This is a genomic window from Amycolatopsis sp. NPDC051045 (assembly GCF_040682955.1).
GTDB lineage: Bacteria > Actinomycetota > Actinomycetes > Mycobacteriales > Pseudonocardiaceae > Amycolatopsis.
In genome coordinates, this window is sequence record NZ_JBFBCC010000011.1 from 1 (window position 1) to 21,761 (window position 21,761).

Consider the following 21,761-nt stretch of genomic DNA (forward strand, 5'->3'; position numbering starts at 1 on the left):
GGCATTCACCCAGCTCGCCTGCGCGGTGATCTGCTACCGCCGGGCTATCAAGCTGGACCTGCTCACCCACAACAACCCCAAATGAGACGTGGTCTTAGGTCGGCGACTTCGTCCAGCCCGTCCACGAGCAGCAGCCAGCGGCAACCCACCACCCGGCCCGCTAGAGTTCCGGCATCGATCGGGACCGCCAGCAGAGCTCCGTACTCGGTCTGGGTGCTCTCCGCGAGCGCCTGGAAGAAGGGCAGGTGGAGCCGTTTGGCTAGCTCACGAGCGGTCAGCCGCAACGGGACCACCGGTTCGGCGAGCGGCGCCTCGCCGTCCTGGCGGGTCCAGTGAGTGGCGATGTCAGCGGCCAGCCGCAGCGAGAGCGTCGACTTCCCCTGGCCAGGCCCTCCGGTGACCAGAAGGTGATCATCGTCGTCGAGAGCCGTTCGCACCGTGCGTGACGGCGGACGCACCATCAGCCGGGGCACTGGACGGGCCGGCGGGTCGATCGGCTTGCCCTGGTCGTCGACCATGGGCAGCGGACGCGCAGGTTCGGAGGACTGAGTATCCGAACCGCTGCTGACGTCCTGACGCACGTGAACCGTTTGCAGCGATGTCTGACGAGCACCGCGCAGCCGGTAGGGCAGATCCTGCGCGACTTCAACCTGGCGCCGAAGCAGAGCCTGGACCGCCGGCGGCAGCTCCGGCAGCTCGTCCCACCCCAGAGGCGGCGCGACGACCGGCTCCGGCTCTGGCGCGGGTGTGCTCCCGTAGAGGTGCACACCGCCATAGACGTTCTGTATCTGCGCTGCGGTGCCGGAGTTCCCGTAGATCTGGTTGCCCGCCGCCGGCGGCCGGTCGTCCTCCACGGGTCAGAGGTTGATGTTGCCGTGTACGTCCCGGAGCTGCACGACCTTCCCCGTGACGTTCCCGGTCACCGTGTTGTGCACCTCGCCCTGCGAAACCCGGCTCTCCGGCAGCTTCTCCCACTCCTCCCGCAACGCCTCCGCGAACTGGCCGTCCTCCACCTCCGCCTCGTACAGCCGCTCGGCCAGCGCCGTGATCGGGCGGTTGTCGTCCGGAGCCGCCGAGGCAGCTTCCAGGGCCGCGATGGCCGTGGGGTTCTTGGCGAACTTGCGTTTGACCAGGTCGTAGAGTCCGGTCGCACCCTTCGCCGCCAGGGCGGCGGCGATGGAGATCAGGATCGGTTCGGGCATGGCTCCAACCTACTGGCGCACCTGCTCCGCGAGCTACAGCCAGTCGCGCTCGTCGGCGATCCGGACCGGTTCCACCCGGTTGCGCGCTCCGGTCTTGGTGATCACCGCCGAGACGTAGTTGCGGACCGTTCCCTCCGACAGGTAGAGCGCGAAGCGGTTTCTGCGATCGTGGCGCCGTCCGGGCCGTGACGAGGACGTCGCGTTCGCGGGCGGATCGCGTCGGCCAGCACTTCGGCGGGCGCGTCCTTCACCACGAACCCGGCGGCGCCCGCCTCCATCGCGCGCCGCAGGTAGCCAGGCGGCCGAACGTCGTGAGCATGATGACGCGGCAGTCCGCTCGCCGCCCCGCCCACGCCGTCGTCGGCCACCTCGACGGAAGCGGCCGAAAGGGTGACGCTGCACCGGGGACGCACGAGCGTGTCGCGCGACGTTCGGCAGGCCCTCCCGCACCACCCAGCCGAAGAGCTCCTGGCGGTCCGGGGCGACGACGTCGGTGGCCGAGGTGCTCTTGACCGTGATCGCGGTGAGCGAGTGGCCGAGCAGGTCCTGCAGGTCGCGGGCGATCCGGGCGCCTTCGGCCTCGGTGGTTCTGGAACACGCCGATGACGACGAAGGTGAACAGGGACAGCCCGGCGTACGCGCCGGTGAGCAGTAGCACCGGCGGAAGCCGGCGGTTTCGGTTCCGGTCATGCCGGAATGCTCGTCGCGGGGGCCGCTCGCGGGGCAGTGCCGTTCCGCGCCGGCCGTGCCCGACATTCGCCCGCGGCAGTGGGAGAGCGCTCTCACAGCGTGCTACAAAAGACTGGTGACGACGCAGCCGCCCACCTTGGAGGACGTCGCGCGGGTCGCCGGCGTCTCGCGCGCCACGGTGTCCCGCGTGGTGAACAGCGTGCGCAACGTCGACCCGAAGCTGCGTGAGACGGTCGAACGCGCCATCGCCGACACCGGGTACGTCCCCAATCGGGCCGCCCGCTCGCTGGTCACCCGGCGCACCGGTGGGATCGCGCTGGTCGTGTCCGAACCGGAGCGGCACGTCGAGGCGTTCACCGGCGGGGTGTTCGGCGACCCGTTCTTCGGCCGGGTCGTCGAAGGGGTGGTCGCGCACCTGCGCCCGCACGGTCTGCACCCGCTGCTGATGCTCGTCGACAGCGACGAAGAGCGCGCGAAGCTGGTGCCGAAGCTGCGCCAGGAGCAGGTGAGCGGCGTGCTGCTGATCTCGCTGCACCCGGCGGAGGACCCGCTGCCGCGCGTGCTGACCGACGCCGGCGTCCCCACGGCGTTGTTCGCGCGCCCGGCCCGCCCGGCGCCGGTCTGCTACGTCGACGTCGCCCACCAGGACGGCGCCCGGCTCGCGGCGGACAGGCTCGTTTCGCGCGGCTGTCACCGAATCGCCACGATCGCGGGGCCGGCGGGCACCCCCGCGGGGCAGGACCGGCTGGCCGGTTTCCGCGACGCGATGGCGCGCCACGGCCACGCCTACGTCGCGGTCGCCGAGGGCGACTTCACCGAGCGCGGCGGCGAACGGGCGATGGAACGCCTGCTCGCCGAGGAACCCGCGCTGGACGGGCTCTTCGTGGCCAACGACCTGATGGCCTACGGCGCGCTGACGGTGTTGCGTGAAGCGGGCAGGCGGGTCCCGGACGACGTGGCGGTGGTCGGCTTCGACGACAGCCGGGTCGCGCTGAGCTGCCGCCCCCGGCTCACGACGGTCCGCCAGCCGGTCGAGGAGATGGGCGCGGCGATGGCCCGCATGGTGCTCGACCGGATGGCCGACCCGGCCCTGCGCGCGGAGTCGGTGATCTTCGACCCGGAACTGGTGGTCCGGGACTCCGCCTGAGGCGCTAGGTTCGCAGGCATGCCCGAGACCCAGCGGAAACCCGTGCCGCGCAACGACGGCGGCGAACTCGACACGGCGACGGCGTTCCTGTCGTTCGCCCGCGAGTGCGTGCTCAAGAAGACCGACGGGCTCACCGAGGAGCAGCTGCGCCGCGTCCTGGTCGGCTCGGGCACGACGCTGCTCGGGCTCGTCCACCACCTGACCGGCGCCGAGCGGGTCTGGTTCGGTCACCACGTCGCGGGCGGACCGGACCTCGGGGACGTGGAGATGACGGTCCCGGACGGGCTCACCGCGGCCGAGGTCCTGACCGGCTACCGGGCGGCGATCGAGGCGAGCGACGCCGCGATCCGGGCCGCCGGGGACCCGGACACCCCCGTGGCGGTCCCGGTCGACGGCAAGTTCCACACCCTGCGGTGGGTGCTCGCCCACATGACGAGCGAGACCGCCCGGCACGCGGGGCACGCCGACATCCTGCGGGAACAGATCGACGACGTGACCGGCCGCTGATCTGTCCGGGACAGGCCCGCCCAGTGGTCTGGACATCGAGCGATGCACTGTGCTCAGATTTTCAACGTTGTAACGCCGCCGAGTCCCCTTCACCGGAACGGAGTTCCGCCGTGCGGAGCAGAACAGCGAGAACCATCCGGCGGGCCTGCGCGCTCGCCGTCGCGGGGAGCGCCGTCGCGGCGGTGACCGTCGCGACCCCGGCCGTGGCCGGGCCCGTGCGCCAGACCGTCACCGCCGGGAACGCCCGCTTCCAGGTGCTGTCCCCGACCCTGATCCGCACCGAGTACGCGGGCGACGGCCGCTTCACCGACGCCGCCACCTTCAACGCCGTCGGCCGCGGCGCCTTCACACCGACGCCGTACACCAGCACGGTTTCCGGCGGCGTGCTCACGATCCGGACGAGCGCGGCGACGCTGACCTACCGGCTGAACTCGGGCCCCTTCGACGGCGGCAACCTCCAGCTCCGCACGACCGCCGGTGCGACCCCGGTGCTCGCGGCCCCCTGGCGCCACCTGACCTGCGCGGCCGGCGCGCTGTGCGAGGCCGAAGACCTCACGACCGACGGGCTCGGCGTCGCCACCGACCACGCCGGCTACACCGGCGAAGGCTTCCTCGCCGGGTTCGAGAGCACCGGGAACTCGGTGACGGCGGACGTCCTCGCGCCCGCCGCGGGGACGTACTCGCTGACCGCCCGCTACGCCAACGGCACCGGCGGCGACGGTCAGCACGGCACGCGCACCCTCAGCGTTTCGGTCGACGGCGGCGTGGCGCAGAAGCTCTCCCTGCCCGCGACGGCCGACTGGAACGCCTGGGCCCTGGCCTCGGTCCCGGTCGCACTCGGCGCCGGTCGCCACAGCGTCCGCGTCGAACGGTCCGCGGCCGATTCCGGCAACGTCAACCTCGACGCCCTGGCCGTCCTGACCACCGGTGCGCCGTTCCCGCCGGCTTCGGCGCGCGCGTTCACCGGCTGCCCGGCCGGGGTGAGCTGCGAGGCGGAAGCCGGGCTCCGCACGGGGTCCGCCGTCGTGGCGACCGACCACACCGGGTACGCCGGGCGAGGGTTCGTCGCCGAGCTCCACCGCGGCTCGACGCTGACCCACCGCGTCGCGGACGTCCCGGCCGACGGCACCTACCTGCTGCACGTCCGGTACGCCAACGGCACCGGCGGCGACGGCCGCCACGAAATGCGCACTGCCGCTGTCACCGCGAACGGCGTCACCCGCACGCTGACCCTTCCGGTCACCGACGGCTGGGACGCCTGGAAGAGCGCGTCCGTGCCGGTCGACCTCAAGGTGGGCACGAACGACGTCGTCCTGGGCTGCCCCGACGACACCAGCTGCCACGTCAACGTCGACACCGTCGCCGTCACCCCGGCCGGGGGCGCCGCCCCGGCGCCGCACCTCGCGCTCGGCGGCTACCGGCGTGGCCTGGACGGCGTCAACGGCGACAACGGCGCGCCGTCCACCACCGAAGGGCTCCTGCACCAGGACGGCTGGTACCTGCTCGACGACAGCCCCTCGGCGCTGTACGACACGCGGACCCGCGCGGTGACGCAGCGGCCGTCCCACGGCGGGAACCCCTACCAGGACGGCTACCTCTTCGCGTTCGGCCACGACTACAAGGCGGGACTGCGCGACCTGGCGACCCTGACCGGGCCGCCGCAGCTGCTGCCGCGGTGGGCCTACGGCGTCTGGTACTCCGAGTACATCGACCGCACCGCGGCCGACTACCGCGACACCATCCTGCCGCGGTTCCGCAGCGAGGGCGTCCCGTTGGACGTCCTGGTGACCGACACCGACTTCAAGGCGCCGGACACCTGGAACGGCTGGCAGTTCGACACCGCGAAGTTCCCCGACCCGGCCGGGTTCTTCGCCTGGTCGAAGGCCCAGGGCCTGCACAACAACCTCAACATCCACCCCAGCATCATGGGTTCGGACCCGCAGTTCGCCCGCGCCCAGGCGACGGCGAAGGGCAAGCTGGTCAAGTCCGGCTGCGGGACCGACTGCTACGTCTTCGACTGGGGCGACCCGGACCAGCTCAAGGCCTACCTCGACCTGCACGCCGGGATGATGCAGCAGGGCAACGACTTCTGGTGGCTCGACTGGTGCTGCGACGCCTCGCGCTCGAGCCTGCCCGGCGTCACCCCGGACGCCTGGATCAACCAGCAGTACGCCGACCTCGCGGCGCCCGCGACCGGCCGCGGGTTCGTCATCTCGCGGGCGTACGGGTCGCTGCAGGCCGGCGGCTACGGCGGTCCCACCGGGCTGGCGACCGGGCCGTGGGCGGACAAGCGCAGCACGCTCCACTTCACCGGTGACACGTCCTCGACGTGGGGAACGCTGCGGATGGAGGTCGGCATCACGCCGGCGGAGTCGGCCGCGACGGGCATGTCGGCGATCAGCCACGACATCGGCGGCCACAACGACACGACCGGCCTGCGCGGCAGCGAGACCTACACCTCCGGTGGCCAGCAGCGCCAGACGGTCAAGCTGCCGGACGACCTGTACGCGCGCTGGGTGCAGCTCGGCACCTTCCAGCCGATCGACCGGCTGCACAGCAACCACAGCGACCGGCTGCCCTGGCAGTACGGCGGCGCGGCGAAGGACTCGGCGAAGAAGTTCCTGAACCTGCGGGAAAACCTGGTGCCGTACACCTACACGCTGGCTCAGGAGGCCGCGACGACGGGCGTTCCGGTGGTGCGGCCGACGTACCTGGAGTACCCGGAGGAGCCGGCCGCGTACGCGGCGGCGCAGAGCGAGTACTTCTACGGGCCGGACATGCTGGTGGCGCCGGTGACGTCCCCCGGGACCTCGGCGACGACGTCGGTGTGGTTCCCGCCGGGGCAGTGGACGGACTACTTCACCGGCAAGACCTACGCGGGCGGGACGACGCAGCAGGTCACTTCCGACCTGGGCACGATGCCGGTGTTCCTCCGCGCGGGCGGCATCACGGCCACCCGGACGGCGGACGTCGCCAACGACGTCCAGAACCCGCTGAACCGGGTGACGGTGACGGTCGCGCCCGGCGGCTCGGGAACGTTCTCGCTGTACGAGGACAACGGCACTTCGTCGGCGCGCTCGTCGTCGACGAAGATCACCTACACCGAGCGCTTCGGGGCGCACACGGTCACGGTGGCGCCTACGGCCGGCGGGTTCCGGGGCCAGGTGGCGCAGCGCGAATGGACGGTGAAGTTCCTCGGCGTGACGTCGGCTCCGAACCGGGTGAAGGTCGGCACCGGCTGGGCGCCGTCGTCGGCTTGGCAGTGGGACGCGGCCACGAAGACGCTGACGGTGACGGCACCGGCCCACCCGGGGCGGGCGCCGGTCACGGTCTCGTACTGAGCCACCGATCGAACAACGTGAAGGCCGCCTTGAGTTTCTCAAGGCGGCCTTCACGTATTCAGGCCGTTCGCGCGAGCACCTCGCTTTCGTGCGCTCCTTCGGCGCCGACGTCCCGGGCCAGCTCCCGGGTCTGCGCGTCGGCACCGGAGGTTTCTTCGCCGCGGGCCAGCACAACGAGCTGCGCAGCGTGCGCCCGCAGCAGCGCGAGCAGCCGCCGGTCGAAGCCGGCGCCCCGGTCGGTGCGCAACGCCACCAGATCCGCCGCCGTGACCATGCCGGGCATCCGGTGTCCAGTGTGGACGTCGGCGGCGGGCAGTCCGGCCCGGTCGCGGGCGGCCCGCAGGCGGACCAGCAGCCGTTCCTGGGTGCCGGCGAAGGCGGCCGCCGCCGAGCGGACCGCCGTGCTCGCCGCGTGGTCCGGTGCGAGCAGGGCCGCGGACCGGGCGTTGTCCGTCATCGGCACCACCAGCTGCAGCCAGGCCACGTCCGTCGGGTTGAAGGGCGTCGGACCGGGGGCCGCCGGGGCGGGACCGGTGGTGGCGCATCCGCCCATGACCAGCGCCACCACCGCCGCCCCCAGGACCCGTCGGGTCACGGCCGGCCGGGCAGCCGGTAGTTCGGGCCGAGCACGCTGCCGCGGTCCGGCTTGTACAGGTCGAACCCGCGCGGGTCGCACTGCAGGCCGCCGTTGATGCAGTGCTTCACCAGCGCCGCCAGCGTCTCGGGGTCCCACGCGTTGTAGAAGTCGTAGTGCCACGAGTACCCGCGCCCGCTGGCCAGGTGCACCCCGGACATGTCGCCGCTGACCGGGAAGGCCATCTTGAACTCCAACATCGGCACGGCCACGGAATGATCGGCCGGGCACGTCAGCGTCGCCCGGTCCGGGTACGCCAGGTGGCTCTTGTGATCGGCCGAGTCCAGGTGGACGCCGTCCCAGCAGCTCGGCGCCTGGTAGCGGATGTTGAGCTGGCTGCCGGCCACGCACCGCACGGGAACGTCCCAGTTGTGGAAGCTGTCCCCGCACTCCCAGCCCTCGATCGCGCCGGGCGCGTGCTGGAACTCGTCCTGCGTTGCCGTGACGCTCCCGGCGACGTACCGCAGGCCGGGCGGGAACGGGACGACTTTCGTGTAGTCGAGGATGCCGGACTTGTAGTAGACGACCTGTGCGAAGTTCGGCAGCACCACCTGGTTCCCGTTGTACACCGTCGGGAACCAGTACGCGGACAGGTCGTCCGGGGCCAGGCAGGTCGTGTTGCCGACGCCCGCGGCCTGCAGGGATTGCAGGGTCGTGGCCGCGTTCGTGGTCTTGTTGCCGAGGAACGTGTGGTCGTGCGACGCGCCGGGCAGCCCGGGGAAGACGATCGGGTCGTCCGGCTGGTGGTGGCTGGGGGAGCAGTTGACCTGGAACTCGTGGTGGGTCACCAGGTCGTCGGCCCCGGCGGGCGACCAGGTGGCCGCGGTCAGGAAGGCGCCTGCCAGCACGGTGGCGGCGGTGCAGGCGAGGAGCGCGGCTTTCGTTGCCAAGGGTCCTCCACGGTGAGGTGCCAAGGATGGGAGAGCGCTCTCCCATAGCATGAGCACCGGTCACCACCCTGTCAAGGAGCACCCGGTTCGCCTGCCGGACAGTCATTGTCGAGTTCGGGGGCGGATATTGACAACGCGGGGCGCGTGTCGAACCATCGGTCAGGCTGGAGAGCGCTCTCCAAACCCTCGTTCCCCTGCCGTACGGGAGTCATCGTGGACCGACCGTCGCTTCTCCGTGCCGTCCCCGCGCTGGTGGCTCTGCTGGTGCTGGGCCTGCTCGCCGGCCCGTCCCCGGCACACGCCGCCACGCTGCTTTCCCAGGGCAGACCGGCCACCGCGTCGAGCAGCGAAGGCGCGGGGACTGCGGCCTCGGCGGCCGTCGACGGCGACCCGGGCACCCGCTGGGCGAGCGCCTGGAGCGACCCGCAGTGGCTGCAGGTCGACCTCGGCGCGCCCGCCGACATCAGCCAGGTCACCCTGAACTGGGAAGCCGCCTACGCGACTGCATACGAAATCCAGATCTCGGACAATGCCGCGTTTTGGCAGACTGTATACAGCACGACGACCGCGACCGGCGGGATGCAAACCCTCGCCGTCACCGGTCACGGCCGCTATGTGCGCCTCTACGGCACTCACCGCGTCGGCGGCTACGGCTATTCGCTCTGGGAATTCCAGGTCCGCGGCACTCCGGGAACGCCGACGCAGGACGGCCCGGGCATCACCCGGGTGACCGGTACGCAGGGGAACTGGCAGCTCACGGTCGACGGGATACCGTGGACCGTCAAGGGTCTCACCTGGGGCCCGCCGGTCGGCGAAGCGGCCACCCGGATGCCCGAGCTGCACGCGATCGGCGTCAACACCGTCCGTACGTGGGGCACCGACGGCACCACCCAGCCACTGCTCGACGCCGCCGCGGCCAACGGGATCAAGGTGGTCAGCGGATTCTGGCTGCAGCCCGGCGGCGGGCCGGGCAGCGGCGGCTGCGTCGCCTACACGACGGACACGAACTACAAGAACACGATGCTCGCCGAAATCCGGAAGTGGGTGACCGCCTACCGGGCGCACCCCGGCGTGCTGATGTGGAACGTCGGCAACGAGTCCGTCCTCGGGATGCAGAACTGCTACGCCGGCACCCAGCTGGAGCAGGAGCGGATCGCCTACACCCGCTTCGTCGACCAAGCCGCGCAAGCGATCCACGCCATCGACGCGAACCACCCGGTGACGTCGACCGACGCCTGGACCGGTGCGTGGCCGTACTACCAGGCGTACGCGCCGAACCTCGACCTCTACTCGGTCAACTCCTACGCCCACGTCTGCCAGGTGAAGCAGGACTGGCTCGCGGGCGGCTACACCAAGCCGTACCTCATCACCGAGTCCGGCCCGGCCGGTGAATGGGAGGTGCCGAACGACGTCGACGGCGTGCCCACCGAACCGACCGACCAGCAGAAGCGCGACGGCTACGTCAACGCCTGGAACTGCGTGCTGGCCCACCCGGGGGTGGCGCTCGGCGCGACGCTCTTCCACTACGGCACCGAGGGCGACTTCGGCGGCGTCTGGTTCAACATCACCACCGTCGGCGAGAAGCGGCTGTCCTGGTACGCCGTCCGCCGGATCTACAGTGGACAGACGGGTGGCAACACCCCGCCGGTGATCGCGTCGATGAACCTCAGCCGCGGCACCGACGTCCCGGCGGGCAGCACGTTCACGGTGTCGGCCGCGGTGTCCGATCCGGACGGTGACCCGATCACCTACACCATGGGCTACAACAGCAAGTACATCGACAACGCCGCCGGTCTGATCCCGGCCCCGTTCACCGGGAGCGGGACGTTCACCGTCACCGCGCCGCGGCAGCTGGGTGTCTGGAAGCTCTACCTCTACGCCCGGGACGGTCGCGGCAACGTCGGCATCGAGACCCGCTCGCTGCGTGTGGTCGCCCCGCCGGTGCCGGGCACGAACCTGGCGCGCGGCGCCGCGACCACGGCGCGCTCATGACGGCCGTGGTGGCCCCTCGGCGTCGAGGGGCCACCACGGTTTCAACCCTCGGCGAGGCAGAAAAGGTGCCCCTCGGGGTCTTGCAGGACGACCCGGTCGCCGCCGCCGGGTGGTGCGTTGATTCTCAGGCGGTGACCGGGTCCGGGTGAACGGTCGCCGGGTGGTGCGTCGGCTGTTTGTTCCGGAGCACATGGGGTGGTCGGCTGAGGTGGTGCGTCGGCTGTTTGTTCCGGAGCCCGCCGAGGTTGGTCGGCTGAGGTGCTGTGTCGGCTGTTCGTGCCGGAGCCCGCCGAGGTTGGTCGGCTGAGGTGGTGCGTCAACTGTTCGTGCCGGAGCACACCAGAGGCGGCCGCCCGGAATGGTGCGCCCGCTGTTCGCGGCGAGAGCGCGCCCGGAGGCGGTGGAAGGAGGGGCGGCGCGGCGGGAAGGTTGGGCGCGTGGCCACCCCCAGCGGCCACGTGAGTCACCCGCGGCCGCTGCGCCACCCCGGGCCCGCTGTTACGTTTCCGAAACACCGGACAGGGGTATCGTAGTCTTTCCGGCACACGCGGTGTCAAGTTTTCGGAACAGCTACTCTGGCCGGTGTCACGTTTCATGGCTGTAGGCGGTGTGTGGTGAGCGAAGAGCGCAGTTTCGCCGATCGGCTGGCGCACTTGATCGCGACCGTGCACCCGCCGGACCGCAAGCCGTACTCCTACCGGGAGATCGCGCACGGCGTCGCCGAACAGACCGGCGTGACGATGTCGGCGACCCACGTGCAGCAGCTGGCCGTCGGCGCCCGCAAGGACCCGAAGCGCTCGCACATCCAGGCGCTGGCCCAGTTCTTCGGCGTGCCGGTGACGTACTTCTTCGACGACGAGGTCGCCGGACAGGTCGATCAGCAGGTCGAGGACGTCGTGGCGTGGCGCGACACCGAGGCGCGGAACCTGGCGCAGCGGGCCATGCGGCTCTCGCCGCGGGACCGCGAAACCGTGACCGCGCTGCTGGACCAGCTCAGCAGCTACGACGACACCCGGCGCCGGGCGGGCCGGCGCCGGAAGCCGGAGTGACTCCGGTCGGCTCGGCTACGATGAGCCTGTCCGTGATCGCGCCCCGGTGCACCCGGCTGGCGCCTGGTGAGCGGGGAGGACCCATCGACGAGCGCGGCCTACCGGACCTCCGCCACCGGGCACGCGAGCGCGTGCGGACGGTGCTCGCCGCCGTCCCACTGCCCCGGCCGTGGTCGATGAACGCCTGGGTCGACGGCCTCGAAGCGTGGCGCGGGCGCGAGATCGACCTCGTCCCGATCGCGTACCGGCCCGGGCAGCCGTCCGGCGCGTGGCAGGCCCGCCCGGACTACGACCTGATCGCCTACACCGAGCACACGTCGGCGCTGCACCAGGACCACATCATCACCCACGAGCTGGCCCACATGCTGTGCGCGCACACCGGGACCTGCCTGATGTCGGACTCCGAGGCCGCCGAGCTCGCCCCGGACCTGGCGCCGCGGGCGTTGTCGCACCTGCTGACCCGCGTCACGACCGGCACCGACGAGTACGAGGCCGAACTGATCGCCGTCCTGCTGATGAGCGCGGCGACGAGCGAGCCGTCCGCCGTTCAGCCGGGCGCGTCCGGCCGGGCGGCGGACCAGGCTAGGCGGCTGGCGGCACTCCTGGGATAGTCGCGTCCCGTGATCGACATACTTTTCGTCGGAGTCGGGCTGTTCGCCCTGTTCGCCGGAATCTGGCGCGCGGTCCGCGCCCGGCGGACCGGCGCGGGTGCGGGCCTGGCCGTCTCGCTCGTCGCGCTGGGCGCGGCGTTCTGCTTCCTGTCCAACCGCGCGCAGCAGTTCGAGAGCGAGCTCTACCCGAGCCTCGGCCGGCTGCTGTCGAACCTGGCGACGATGGTCGCCGCGTACGGCATCGGCCTGACGGTCGCGGAGATCAGCGGCACCCGCGACCGCGGCCGCCGCACCCGGCTCGGCGTGCTCGGGGTGGCGCTGACGGTGCTGGTGGTCACGTTCTTCAGCACGTCCGGGCTGCCGCGCGGCCTCGGCTTGTTCGACGAGCTGTACGGCACGCACCCGACGCTGGTGGTCTACGTGTTCACCTACACCGTGTACCTGGGCTTCGCGGTGCTCGACATCGGGGCCGTGGCGGCGGTGACGATCCGGGCGAGCGGCGGCGCGTTGCGCGTGGGACTCGCGTTGTTGCTGCTGGCGTCGGCGTTCGCGGTCGCGTACCTGGCCGGGAAGGTGGTCGCGACGATCCGCGCCCTGGAGGCCGACCACCCGGCGAAGGCGTTGTGCCGCGGGCCGTTCTCGACCCTGCCGTGCGCGCTCGACGTCGGCTTCCCGGCGGTGTCGGTGCTGCTGATCGTGCTGGGGTTGACGATCCCGGCGGTCCCGGGCCTGGCGGCGTCACGGCGCGACGCCCGGACGTTGCGCCTGCTGCGGCCCCTGCGTGCGCACTTGACGCGGCGGTTCCCGCAGATCGTCCGCATCGACCCGGGCGGCCCGTCCCGCCGGGAGCGCCTGCTGACGGCGATGAGCGAGACCAACGACGGCTTGATCCTGGCGGGCGTGACCCCGGACCTGGCGCCCCCGGCGGCGGCGCGGCTGGTGCGCGACCTTCCGGACGAGCCGGACGAGACAGAGCCGCCCACCGCGGCGACGGAACCGTTCGCCGCGGACGTGGCCCGGCTGCGAGCGATCGCCCGCGCGTACCGGAAGCTGGAGGGAATGGCGCCCGCCAAGGTGCAGTGACGCCGAAGGTGTAGTCACATCACAGGCGCAGTGACCTCGAAGGTGCACTGACTACACAACTGTGGTCACTGCACCGGCCGCTCACCGCCGAACGGCGCTTCCAGCCTGGGCTCCCAGCCGCGTTCCGTAAGCGCGACCAGTTGCAGAGCGCCGGCCCGATCGGTCAGCGGCAGCAGCGGCCGCACCTCCTGAGCCACCCGCTCGAGAGCCTCCTCCGAGCCGCCCATCGCGACCGTCAGGTGCGCGACCGGGCGCGGCCCGAACCGGCCCCCGTAGGGCGGAATCTCCGGCCACCGAGCACAAACCGCATCGGCGACCGGCTGAAGAGCAGGAGCCGGAAGAGCCGCAAACCCCGGCGCCGCCACGAACTCCGTGAGCCGCACCTCAGGAGGCGCGAATGCCGCCGCCAATGCCCGGATCGCCGCAAAAACCTCGTCGGTCAGCGAGCCGTCCGGCAGGAACGGGTACAACGCCGTCACATGAGCAGGCAAACCAGGACGGACCAGGGCGGGATCGACCCGCCGGGCGGCGGCGAGCACGGGCTCGGCGGCGGGCAGCAGGATCACCAGCGCGGTGGTTCCGGATTCGGGCACTCTCGCATCATGGCAGGGCAGTCGGGTGACAGCGGCGCTCAGGCGACGGCGCTCTCCGGGAACCGGCCCGAGCGGGCCAACGCGAGGCTTCGCCGGCACAGCTCCACGAGTTCCTGGTTGGCGCGGCTGCGCGGGATCCGGCCGCAGAGCCCGCAGTGGATGGTCACCTCGCCGGCCAGCTCGTCCACCGCGACGAGCGCCTGGTGGTCGCAGCTGCGGCACCAGCGGTACCCGATCGCCGGGTTGGTGTGCACCGGTGACGCCACGCAGTCGTGCAGCCAGCGGCGGTGCGTGCGGCAGGTGACGCGGTCGGTCGGGTCGAGCCCGCCGGCGTCCTCCCCCCGGTCTTCGCGCGCCAGCGTCGCGGCCAGCAGCGGCTGCCGCGCCGCGGCCGGCCGGTCCTGCGGGTTCGGCGTGGCCCACGCGTGGTGGTCGCCGCATCGGCACTTCTCGGTCATGTCGCCCCCAGTGGTCGGGTCGTTCGATCCTTCGAGTGTGAGCGGGGCAACAGAGCGCGGACAACCGGAAAAACGCGCACTTTCGACCGGCGGCAGGCCGGCCGCGGCAGGCGGACGAGCGGCCTTCGGCCCGCGGATATGCGAACATGTGTTCTATGACCGCCGAGGGGCCCATCCTGCACGCCGACCTCGATGCGTTCTACGCCTCGGTCGAACAGCGTGACGACCCGGCGCTCAAGGGACGGCCGGTGATCGTCGGCGGCGGGGTGGTGCTCGCGGCGAGTTACGAGGCCAAGGCGTACGGCGTGCGCACCGCGATGGGTGGCGCGCAGGCCCGCCGGCTGTGCCCGCACGCGGTCGTCGTGCGCCCGCGGATGTCGGCGTACCTGGCCGCCAGCCGGGCGGTGTTCGAGGTCTTCCACGACACCACGCCGTGGGTGGAGGGCATCTCCATCGACGAGGCCTTCCTCGACGTCGGGGGGCTGGCCAGGATCGGCGGGCGGCCGAGCCGCATCGCCGAACGGCTGCGGGCGGCCGTCGCCGAGCGGGCCGGGCTGCCGATCACCGTCGGGGTGGCGCGGACCAAGTTCCTCGCCAAGGTCGCCAGCCGCGTGGCCAAGCCCGACGGCCTGCTCGTCGTGCCGCACGACGCGGAGCTGGAGTTCCTGCACCCGTTGCCGGTTTCGGCGCTGTGGGGCGTCGGCAAGGTCACCACCGAGAAGCTGCGGGCGCGGGGGATCACGACCGTGGGCCAGCTGGCCGCGTCCGAGCACGTGGACCTCGTCGGCCTGCTCGGCCGGGCCGCCGGGGCGCACCTGCACCACCTGGCGCACAACGAAGACCCGCGCCGCGTGGAGACCGGCAGGCGACGGCGCTCGATCGGCGCCCAGCGGGCCCTCGGGCGCGGCCGGCGGACCCCGGCCGAGCTCGATGTGGTGCTGGTGGCGCTGATCGACCGGATCGCCCGCCGGTTGCGCGCCGCCCGGCGCGTCTGCCGGACGGTGACGATCCGCCTGCGCTTCGCCGACTTCTCCCGGGCCACCCGCTCGCACACGCTGACCGACCCGACCGCCGGCACCGGCGTGCTGCTCGCCGCGGCGCGGGACCTGCTCGACGCGGCGCAGCCGCTGATCGCCGACCGGGGGATCACCCTGCTGGGCGCGGCGCTGTCCAACCTGGCGGACGAAAATCCCTTCCAGCCCGCTCTGCCGTTCGAGCGGCAGCGGGCGACCGAACTCGATTCCGCGCTGGACGCGGTGCGGGACCGGTTCGGGAAGGCCGCCGTCACCCGGGCGGTTCTGCTGGGCCGGCCGGACGACCTCGAAGTACCGATGCTGCCCGACTGACCGGGACGGCCGCGCCGCCCGGAAAATGCGGCGCTCGGCGGGGAATGCGCGCGGGCGCCGCCTGTCGGCTGTTCGGCGACCTCGCGCCGAGCTTCGCCCCTGAGCACGGACGCGCCGCGGGGCAGGAACCTGCGTCATGGCCCACCCTGTGCGGCGGCGGCCATCGCCCGGGGGTGTCGGCGTGGCCGTTTCCGGCCGCGTTCCGCGGAGGCAGGTGATCGGTCACGATTTCCGATCCGGCGCGAATCCGCCGGGTGCCTCAATGCCGCGGCAATCGCCGTCCGCGTCCGGTACGCGGTGACACCCAGCCAGCCGGCGGACACGGCGCGAAACGGGTCGAGTCCACTCTGGACGGCGGTTCCCGGAGCCGGTCGGCTTCGAAGGCGACCGGCGCGAAGGTGACCGTAGCCGGTTCGGCACCGACCGGCCGTTCCCGTTTGACCGCCCGGGCCGCCAGTGGCCGGTCTCGCACGGCCGCAATCGTCCGGTGCGGTCCGATACGTGAACGAATCGAGCCGGCACCCGGAATCGGATACTGGTATATACCGGAATTGATGCGCATCGGGCGTGCTTCGGTGAACCCGGTCCGGCACACTGCTTCGGCGCGGGCGCCGACCGGGATCGGACGTCGGCCGTGGAGCCGGTGGCAGGTCAGGAGTTCTCGGTGCGGTCGCCGAGAAGGCCGGTGGACAGGGGAGCCGGAGAAGGGGTTCGGCCCGGCGTCGGCGAGCAAATCCGCTGCCGGCGCGGCGGCGGCGGTGAACGCGGTGTGGCTGACGCGGGGCGCAATACCGGGAAAGTCGGTGGGTTTCATCCCGCCGCGGTATCGATTCGATTTCGAGCATATCACGAAATTGAATCCCCGGCCAGATGACGAGCATTTCGGCTCGGTTGAGGTCACTCTGGACGGGAGCGACCCGCTCGCCCGAGCGGCCATTGTGGACGCTTCAGGGTGTCGAGCGTGCCGGGCATGATTCGACAGGTTAGGGTCTGTCCGACCGTGTTCTGGAGAAGATGAGGAACGACGAATCATGGCGCAACGGGTGCAGGTCCAGATGGTGGACGACCTCGACGGCAGCGAGGCTTCGCAGACCGTCCCCTTCAGTCTCGACGGGGTGACGTACGAGATCGACCTGTCCGAGGAGAACGCCTCCACGCTGCGGGACGAACTCGCTCGCTACGTCGCCGCCGCGCGGCGCATCGGCGGCCGCAAGGTCCGCCTGGCGAGCGGCCAGTCGCTGTCCGGCCCGGCCGGCTCGGGCACCGACCGCGAGCGCAACCGGCAGATCCGCGAGTGGGCGCAGGCGAACGGCTACGAGGTCGCCGAACGCGGCCGCCTCTCCAGCGAGATCATCGCCGGCTTCGAGGCCGACCAGGCCGCGGCGGCCGAGCCGGTTGAAGCCAAGCCGGCGCGCAAGCGAACGACCCGCAAGAAGTCTTGAAGGCTGTCTTCGTGCCGACGAAGCCGCGCCGGTCGGCGCGGCTTCGTCGGCACGCCGTCGCTTGAGTCTTCTCGAGTGGCGTTCGGTATCCCTTTCGTGTCTCACCGTCACCCGCCCGGTTCGATGTGGACACCACCGGGCGGTCGCGGCCCGGATTGCGCAGTTGACCGCGGCGAAAGCTTGTCGGCGAGCGGCTCGACTGGCCAGACTGTCAGTGCTCCGCGCGGCCGGTACCGCGGCGGAGCACCGGTCCGGTGGCCGCCTCCTCCCTCGATGGCCACCGGGCCGCCTTTCTTCCTCGCGTAACGGGCCTCGATCGTCCATCCGGGCGGCCGGCCGAACCACCTGTAGACATCCTCGGCGGATCGGCGCACACTCGGCCTATTCCATACTGCATACAATCTTCAGTTGGTGCGAGGAGGCGGTCGCCATGGCCGAGGTCCGCGAACTCCGGGACGTAAACGGACGGCGGTACCGCGTCGGGGAGTCCGACCGCGAGCTGCTCGGCCGGCCGCGGACGTGGATCACGTGGCTCGCCGCGGCGGCCATGCTCGCCGCCGGGGTGCAGCAGTACGGCTTCGGCGCGATCGTGCCGTCGCTGGCCCGGACACCCGGCTGGACGTTCGGCGGGATCGTGCTCTCGCTCGCGGTGTGGGCGATCTGCCAGGCCGGGACCGCGTTCCCGGCGGCGTGGCTCCGCGACCGCGGACTGCTTCCCGCGCCGGCGGCGATGGCCGCCGGCGCGGTCCTGTGCGCGGCCGGGCTGGTGACGCTCGGCCACGCGACCAGCCTGCCGGCGGTGTTCCTCGGGTACTCCGTGCTCGGCGGGCTCGGCACCGGCCTGGTCTACGCCACTTGCATCGGCGCGGTGCTCGCCTGGTTCCCCGACCGCACCGGGTCCCGTGCCGGCATCGTGAGCGGGGCCTTCGCCTTCGGCAGCGTTCCCTTCGTCGTGTTCGCCGCTGCTCTGCCCGCCGCGCGGCCGGTGCTCTTGGACGTCACCGCGGCCGTCGTGTTCGCCGTCATCGCCGGGTGCGCGGCGCTGCTGCGGTACCCGCCGCGGCACTGGTGGCCGGCCACGCCGGAACCGCGGACCTGGGCGCTCGACCGGGCGCACAACGGGCGTCCGGCGGTCCGGCACTACCGGCCGGCGGAACTGTTCCGCTGCGGCACGACGCTTTCGCTGTACCTCGTGGTCGTGCTCGCGGCCGCCGTGCTGTTGTTCGACCTCGCTTACCTGGCGACGTTCACCGCGGCGCGCAGCGGGCCGGGGCTCGCGGCGGCCGCACTGGCGTTGCTCGCCGCGGCCACCGGGAGCGGCCGGGTCCTCATCGGACGGCTCGCCGACCGGCTCGGCCGGCACCGGATCCTGCGCTTCGCGCTGCTCGCGGGCGGCGTCGCCCAGTTCGTGCTGTTCTACTCCGGCGAACACCGGCACACCGTCGGCCTGCTGCTGGGCGCCGCGCTGGCCGGCCTCGGCAACGGCTGCTGCTACACGCTGCTCGTCGGCCTGGTACGCGAATACTTCGGCGACGAGTCGACGGCGCAGAACTTCGGGATCCTCTACAGCGCCAAGGCCGTCGGCGCGGTGGTCGGGATCGGGCCGGCCGCCCTCGTCGTGGCGGCGCACGGGTTCGTCGGCGCGTTCACCGCGGCCGGGGTGCTGAGCGTGGTGGCGGCGGTGCTGTCCGGGCGGCTGACCCAGCCGGGCCGGCCCAAGTCGCTGCTGCCGGTGGCGTGACGTGGGCCGGATGACCAGCAGGCGGCTGGTACTGCGCGTCCACGACGGCGGGCACGTCACCCGGCCGGACACGCTGACTGTCGAGGAGCCGCTGGAGATCCGGGTCGCCGGGAAGCCGCTGTCGATCACGATGCGGACCCCGGGCGACGACTTCGATCTCGCCGCCGGTTTCCTGGTCGGCGAAGGCGTGGTGCGCGCGGCCGCCGACATCCGGTCGATCCGCTACTGTGCCGGCGCCACGGCTGACGGCGGCAACACGTACAACGTCCTCGACGTCGTGCTCGGCGACGGCGTCGCGCCGCCGGACGCCTCGGTGGAGCGGAACTTCTACACGACGTCTTCGTGCGGTCTGTGCGGCAAAGCGAGCCTGGACGCCGTGCGCACCACGATCACCGGGCCGGTCGACGGCGACCCGTTCGCCACCGACCCGGCGACGCTGGCCGCGCTGCCGGACGAACTCCGTGCGGCGCAACGGGTCTTCGACCGCACGGGCGGTCTCCACGCGGCGGGGCTCTTCGACGCCGACGGGAAGCTGCGGTGCCTGCGAGAGGACGTCGGCCGGCACAACGCGGTGGACAAGGTGATCGGCTGGGCGACCCGGGCCGGCGAGCTGCCCCTGTCCGGGACGGCGCTGATGGTGAGCGGGCGGGCGTCGTTCGAGCTGGTGCAGAAGGCGGCGATGGCCGGGATCCCGTTGCTGGCCGCGGTGTCGGCCCCCTCGTCGCTGGCGGTGGACCTGGCCGCCGAGCTGGGCCTGACCCTGGTCGGCTTCCTGCGGGGGACGTCGATGAACGTCTACACGCGACCGGACCGCCTGGGCTTTCAGCCGAGCTGAGCCGGTAACGCCTCAGCGCCCGGACCACCGTCGACTGGACCGTCCGCAGGCACTGGGCGGCCGCCGTGAACCCGTCGACTGGACCGTCCGCAGGCACTGGGCGGCCGCCGTGAACCCGTCCTCCTCGGCGACCGCCACCACCGCCGGCCGGCAGCTCCGTCACCGGACCCCGAGGACCTCGCGAGCCAGTGCTGCCGTCTCGCTCGGCGTGCGCCCGACCCGGATTCCCGCCGCCTCCAGTGCTTCCTTCTTCGCCGCGGCCGTCCCCGACGAACCCGAGACGATCGCGCCCGCGTGGCCCATCGTCTTTCCCTCCGGAGCGGTGAACCCGGCGACGTACCCGACGACCGGCTTCGACACGTTGGCCCGCACGAACTCCGCGGCCCGCTCCTCGGCGTCGCCGCCGATCTCGCCGATCAGCACGATCAGGTCGGTCTCCGGGTCCTTCTCGAACGCCTCCACCGCGTCGATGTGCGTCGTTCCGATGATCGGGTCTCCGCCGATGCCGACGCACGTCGAAAACCCGATGTCGCGCAGCTCGTGCATGAGCTGGTAGGTCAGCGTGCCCGACTTCGACACCAGGCCGATCCGGCCCGGCCCGGTGATGTCGGCCGGGATGATGCCGGCGTTCGCCTTGCCCGGGGAGACGATGCCCGGGCAGTTCGGGCCGATGATCCGGGTCCGCCCGCCCGCGGCGACGCCGTGCGCCCACAGCCGCGCGGTGTCGTGCACCGGGACGCCTTCGGTGATCACCACCGCGAGCCCGATCCCGGCGTCCACCGCCTCGATGACCGCGTCGGCGACGAACGGCGGCGGCACGAACAAGACGCAGACGTCGGCGCCGGTCGACGCCATCGAGTCCGCGACGCTGCCGAACACCGGCAGCGACGCCGCGCCGATGTCCACGTGCTGCCCGGCCTTGCGCGGGTTCACCCCGCCGACGACGTTCGTCCCGGCGGCCAGCATCCGCCGCGTGTGCTTCGCGCCTTCGGAACCGGTGATGCCGGAGACGACGATCCGGCTGTTCTCGTCCAGGAAGATGGCCACGGTCAGACCTCCGCGATCGCGAGCTCGGCCGCCCGGCGGGCGGCGTCGTCCATGGTGGCCACCACGGTGACCAGGGGGTGGCGGGCTTCGTCGAGGATCCGCCTGCCTTCGGTGACGTTGTTGCCGTCGAGCCGCACGACCAGGGGCCTGGTCGCGCGCGAACCGAGGACCGCCAGCGATCGCACGATCCCGGTCGCCACCGCGTCGCAGGCGGTGATGCCGCCGAAGACGTTGACGAACACGCTGCGCACCTGCGGGTCGCCGAGGATCACGGTCAGCCCGTCGACCATCACTTCGGCCGACGCGCCGCCGCCGATGTCGAGGAAGTTCGCCGGCCCCCGCGCGCCCGCTTCCGCCGCGGCCGCCGCCACGACGTCCAAAGTGGACATGACGAGGCCGGCGCCGTTGCCGAGCACGCCGATGTCCCCGTCGAGCTTGACGTAGTTGAGGCCCTTCGCCCGCGCCGCGCGCTCCAGCGGATCGCCGTCGGCAGGATCGTCGTAGGACGAGGAACGGCGGAAGGACGCGTTGTCGTCGAGGGTGATCTTGCCGTCGAGTGCGACGATCCCGGCCGACGTGGCGGCCAGGGGGTTCACCTCGACCAGCGTGCAGTCCTCGGCGACGAACACCTTCCACAGCTTTTCGACCACCCCGGCGACTTCGGCGCGGACGCCGGCGGGGAACGCGGCCGCGACGGCCGTGGCGTCGACCCCGGTCAGCGGATCCACCGGAACGCGAACCAGGGCGTCCGGCCGGGACGCCGCGACCTCTTCGATCTCGATCCCGCCTTCGGTCGAGGCCATGGCGAGGAACGTCCGCCCGGCACGGTCGAGCAGGAAGGAAACGTAGTACTCGTCGGCGATTTCGCTCGCTTCGGTCACCAGGACCCGGTGCACGGTGTGGCCCTTGATGTCCATCCCGAGGATGTCGTCGGCGGCCTGCTCGGCGTCGTCGGCGGTAGGCACGACGCGGACGCCGCCCGCCTTGCCGCGGCCGCCGGTCTTCACCTGCGCCTTGACCACGACCGGACCGCCGAGGGCCGCCGCCGCGGAACGGGCCGCGGCCGGATCGGCGGCGACCCGGCCGCGGGGGACGGGTACGCCGTGCTTCTCGAAGAGAGCCCGGGCTTCGTGTTCGAAGAGGTCCATGCGGG

The 21,761-nt window shown here is 72.0% G+C and carries 20 protein-coding genes and 2 pseudogenes; 11 read left to right on the top strand and 11 right to left on the bottom strand.

Translation table 11 applies throughout. The features are described 5' to 3' along the window. Window positions 1-62: 62 nt before the first annotated feature. The 4 genes and pseudogenes from AB0M80_RS25250 to AB0M80_RS25265 all read right to left on the bottom strand — a co-directional run. Window positions 63-854 carry a hypothetical protein gene (locus tag AB0M80_RS25250; protein WP_364569458.1) on the bottom strand — a complete coding sequence of 264 codons (792 nt, stop codon included), beginning with the start codon at window positions 852-854 and terminating at the stop codon, window positions 63-65. A gap of 3 nt (window positions 855-857) precedes the next feature. Beyond that, window positions 858-1,202, bottom strand: a complete 345-nt coding sequence (locus AB0M80_RS25255) for a hypothetical protein (RefSeq protein ID WP_364569461.1) — start codon at window positions 1,200-1,202, stop codon at window positions 858-860. A 33-nt stretch (window positions 1,203-1,235) separates the two neighbouring features. Further along, window positions 1,236-1,533 (bottom strand): annotated as a pseudogene (locus AB0M80_RS25260) (LuxR C-terminal-related transcriptional regulator); the annotation flags it as partial. A gap of 137 nt (window positions 1,534-1,670) precedes the next feature. Then, window positions 1,671-1,958 (bottom strand): annotated as a pseudogene (locus tag AB0M80_RS25265) (histidine kinase); the annotation flags it as partial. A gap of 49 nt (window positions 1,959-2,007) precedes the next feature. Between AB0M80_RS25265 and AB0M80_RS25270 the strand changes: the two are divergent. The 3 genes from AB0M80_RS25270 (at window position 2,008) to AB0M80_RS25280 (ending at window position 6,887) form a co-directional block, all read left to right on the top strand. Beyond that, window positions 2,008-3,039 carry a LacI family DNA-binding transcriptional regulator gene (locus AB0M80_RS25270; protein WP_364569464.1) on the top strand — a complete coding sequence of 344 codons (1,032 nt, stop codon included), beginning with the start codon at window positions 2,008-2,010 and terminating at the stop codon, window positions 3,037-3,039. Between the two features lie 18 nt (window positions 3,040-3,057). Continuing rightward, on the top strand, window positions 3,058-3,546 hold the full coding sequence (locus AB0M80_RS25275; RefSeq protein ID WP_364569467.1) for a DinB family protein: 489 nt from the start codon (window positions 3,058-3,060) through the stop codon (window positions 3,544-3,546). A gap of 110 nt (window positions 3,547-3,656) precedes the next feature. Continuing rightward, entirely contained in the window at window positions 3,657-6,887 is a 3,231-nt protein-coding gene (locus AB0M80_RS25280) for a TIM-barrel domain-containing protein (protein WP_364569470.1), read from the top strand. Window positions 6,888-6,945: 58 nt separating this feature from the next. Here the strand turns inward: AB0M80_RS25280 and AB0M80_RS25285 are convergent, their stop codons facing one another. After that, entirely contained in the window at window positions 6,946-7,482 is a 537-nt protein-coding gene (locus tag AB0M80_RS25285; protein ID WP_364569473.1) for a DUF305 domain-containing protein, read from the bottom strand. Then, the gene (locus AB0M80_RS25290) at window positions 7,479-8,411 is read right to left on the bottom strand and encodes a DUF1996 domain-containing protein (protein WP_364569476.1); all 933 of its coding nucleotides are present in this window, start codon (window positions 8,409-8,411) and stop codon (window positions 7,479-7,481) included. Before AB0M80_RS25290 ends, AB0M80_RS25285 begins: the two co-directional genes overlap by 4 nt. 213 nt (window positions 8,412-8,624) lie before the next feature. Here AB0M80_RS25290 and AB0M80_RS25295 point away from each other — a divergent pair, with 213 nt between their 5' ends. The 4 genes from AB0M80_RS25295 to AB0M80_RS25310 all read left to right on the top strand — a co-directional run bounded on the left by AB0M80_RS25295 (window position 8,625) and on the right by AB0M80_RS25310 (window position 13,146). Beyond that, window positions 8,625-10,403 (top strand): discoidin domain-containing protein, encoded by a 1,779-nt coding sequence (locus AB0M80_RS25295; RefSeq protein ID WP_364569479.1) that lies wholly within the window; start codon window positions 8,625-8,627, stop codon window positions 10,401-10,403. A 614-nt stretch (window positions 10,404-11,017) separates the two neighbouring features. After that, window positions 11,018-11,452 (top strand): XRE family transcriptional regulator, encoded by a 435-nt coding sequence (locus tag AB0M80_RS25300; protein ID WP_364569482.1) that lies wholly within the window; start codon window positions 11,018-11,020, stop codon window positions 11,450-11,452. A 20-nt stretch (window positions 11,453-11,472) separates the two neighbouring features. Beyond that, window positions 11,473-12,063 (top strand): hypothetical protein, encoded by a 591-nt coding sequence (locus AB0M80_RS25305; protein WP_364569485.1) that lies wholly within the window; start codon window positions 11,473-11,475, stop codon window positions 12,061-12,063. A 9-nt stretch (window positions 12,064-12,072) separates the two neighbouring features. Further along, window positions 12,073-13,146 (top strand): hypothetical protein, encoded by a 1,074-nt coding sequence (locus AB0M80_RS25310; RefSeq protein ID WP_364569488.1) that lies wholly within the window; start codon window positions 12,073-12,075, stop codon window positions 13,144-13,146. A 65-nt stretch (window positions 13,147-13,211) separates the two neighbouring features. Here AB0M80_RS25310 and AB0M80_RS25315 read toward each other — a convergent pair whose 3' ends face one another. Further along, window positions 13,212-13,739: a 2'-5' RNA ligase family protein gene (locus AB0M80_RS25315; protein WP_364569491.1), complete on the bottom strand. Its 528-nt coding sequence runs from the start codon at window positions 13,737-13,739 to the stop codon at window positions 13,212-13,214. A gap of 38 nt (window positions 13,740-13,777) precedes the next feature. After that, window positions 13,778-14,197, bottom strand: a complete 420-nt coding sequence (locus AB0M80_RS25320; RefSeq protein WP_364569494.1) for a hypothetical protein — start codon at window positions 14,195-14,197, stop codon at window positions 13,778-13,780. Window positions 14,198-14,352: 155 nt separating this feature from the next. Between AB0M80_RS25320 and dinB the strand changes: the two genes are divergently transcribed. Then, on the top strand, window positions 14,353-15,543 hold the full coding sequence (gene dinB / locus AB0M80_RS25325; RefSeq protein WP_364569497.1) for a DNA polymerase IV: 1,191 nt from the start codon (window positions 14,353-14,355) through the stop codon (window positions 15,541-15,543). Between the two features lie 259 nt (window positions 15,544-15,802). On the opposite strand, the gene AB0M80_RS25330 is transcribed toward dinB, so the two are convergent. Continuing rightward, window positions 15,803-16,357 (bottom strand): hypothetical protein, encoded by a 555-nt coding sequence (locus tag AB0M80_RS25330; RefSeq protein ID WP_364569500.1) that lies wholly within the window; start codon window positions 16,355-16,357, stop codon window positions 15,803-15,805. A gap of 217 nt (window positions 16,358-16,574) precedes the next feature. Between AB0M80_RS25330 and AB0M80_RS25335 the strand changes: the two genes are divergently transcribed. The 3 genes from AB0M80_RS25335 (at window position 16,575) to fdhD (ending at window position 19,561) form a co-directional block, all read left to right on the top strand. After that, on the top strand, window positions 16,575-16,985 hold the full coding sequence (locus AB0M80_RS25335) for an Lsr2 family protein (protein ID WP_364569503.1): 411 nt from the start codon (window positions 16,575-16,577) through the stop codon (window positions 16,983-16,985). Window positions 16,986-17,415: 430 nt separating this feature from the next. Continuing rightward, window positions 17,416-18,726 carry an OFA family MFS transporter gene (locus AB0M80_RS25340; RefSeq protein ID WP_364569506.1) on the top strand — a complete coding sequence of 437 codons (1,311 nt, stop codon included), beginning with the start codon at window positions 17,416-17,418 and terminating at the stop codon, window positions 18,724-18,726. Between the two features lies 1 nt (window position 18,727). Further along, entirely contained in the window at window positions 18,728-19,561 is an 834-nt protein-coding gene (fdhD, locus tag AB0M80_RS25345; protein ID WP_364569509.1) for a formate dehydrogenase accessory sulfurtransferase FdhD, read from the top strand. A 159-nt stretch (window positions 19,562-19,720) separates the two neighbouring features. Here the strand turns inward: fdhD and sucD are convergent, their stop codons facing one another. Together sucD and sucC are read right to left on the bottom strand one after the other, a co-directional pair. Beyond that, complete coding sequence (sucD, locus tag AB0M80_RS25350) at window positions 19,721-20,608, bottom strand: succinate--CoA ligase subunit alpha (protein WP_364569512.1); 888 nt, start codon at window positions 20,606-20,608, stop codon at window positions 19,721-19,723. Window positions 20,609-20,610: 2 nt separating this feature from the next. Continuing rightward, on the bottom strand, window positions 20,611-21,756 hold the full coding sequence (sucC, locus tag AB0M80_RS25355; RefSeq protein WP_364569515.1) for an ADP-forming succinate--CoA ligase subunit beta: 1,146 nt from the start codon (window positions 21,754-21,756) through the stop codon (window positions 20,611-20,613). Window positions 21,757-21,761 lie beyond the last annotated feature (5 nt).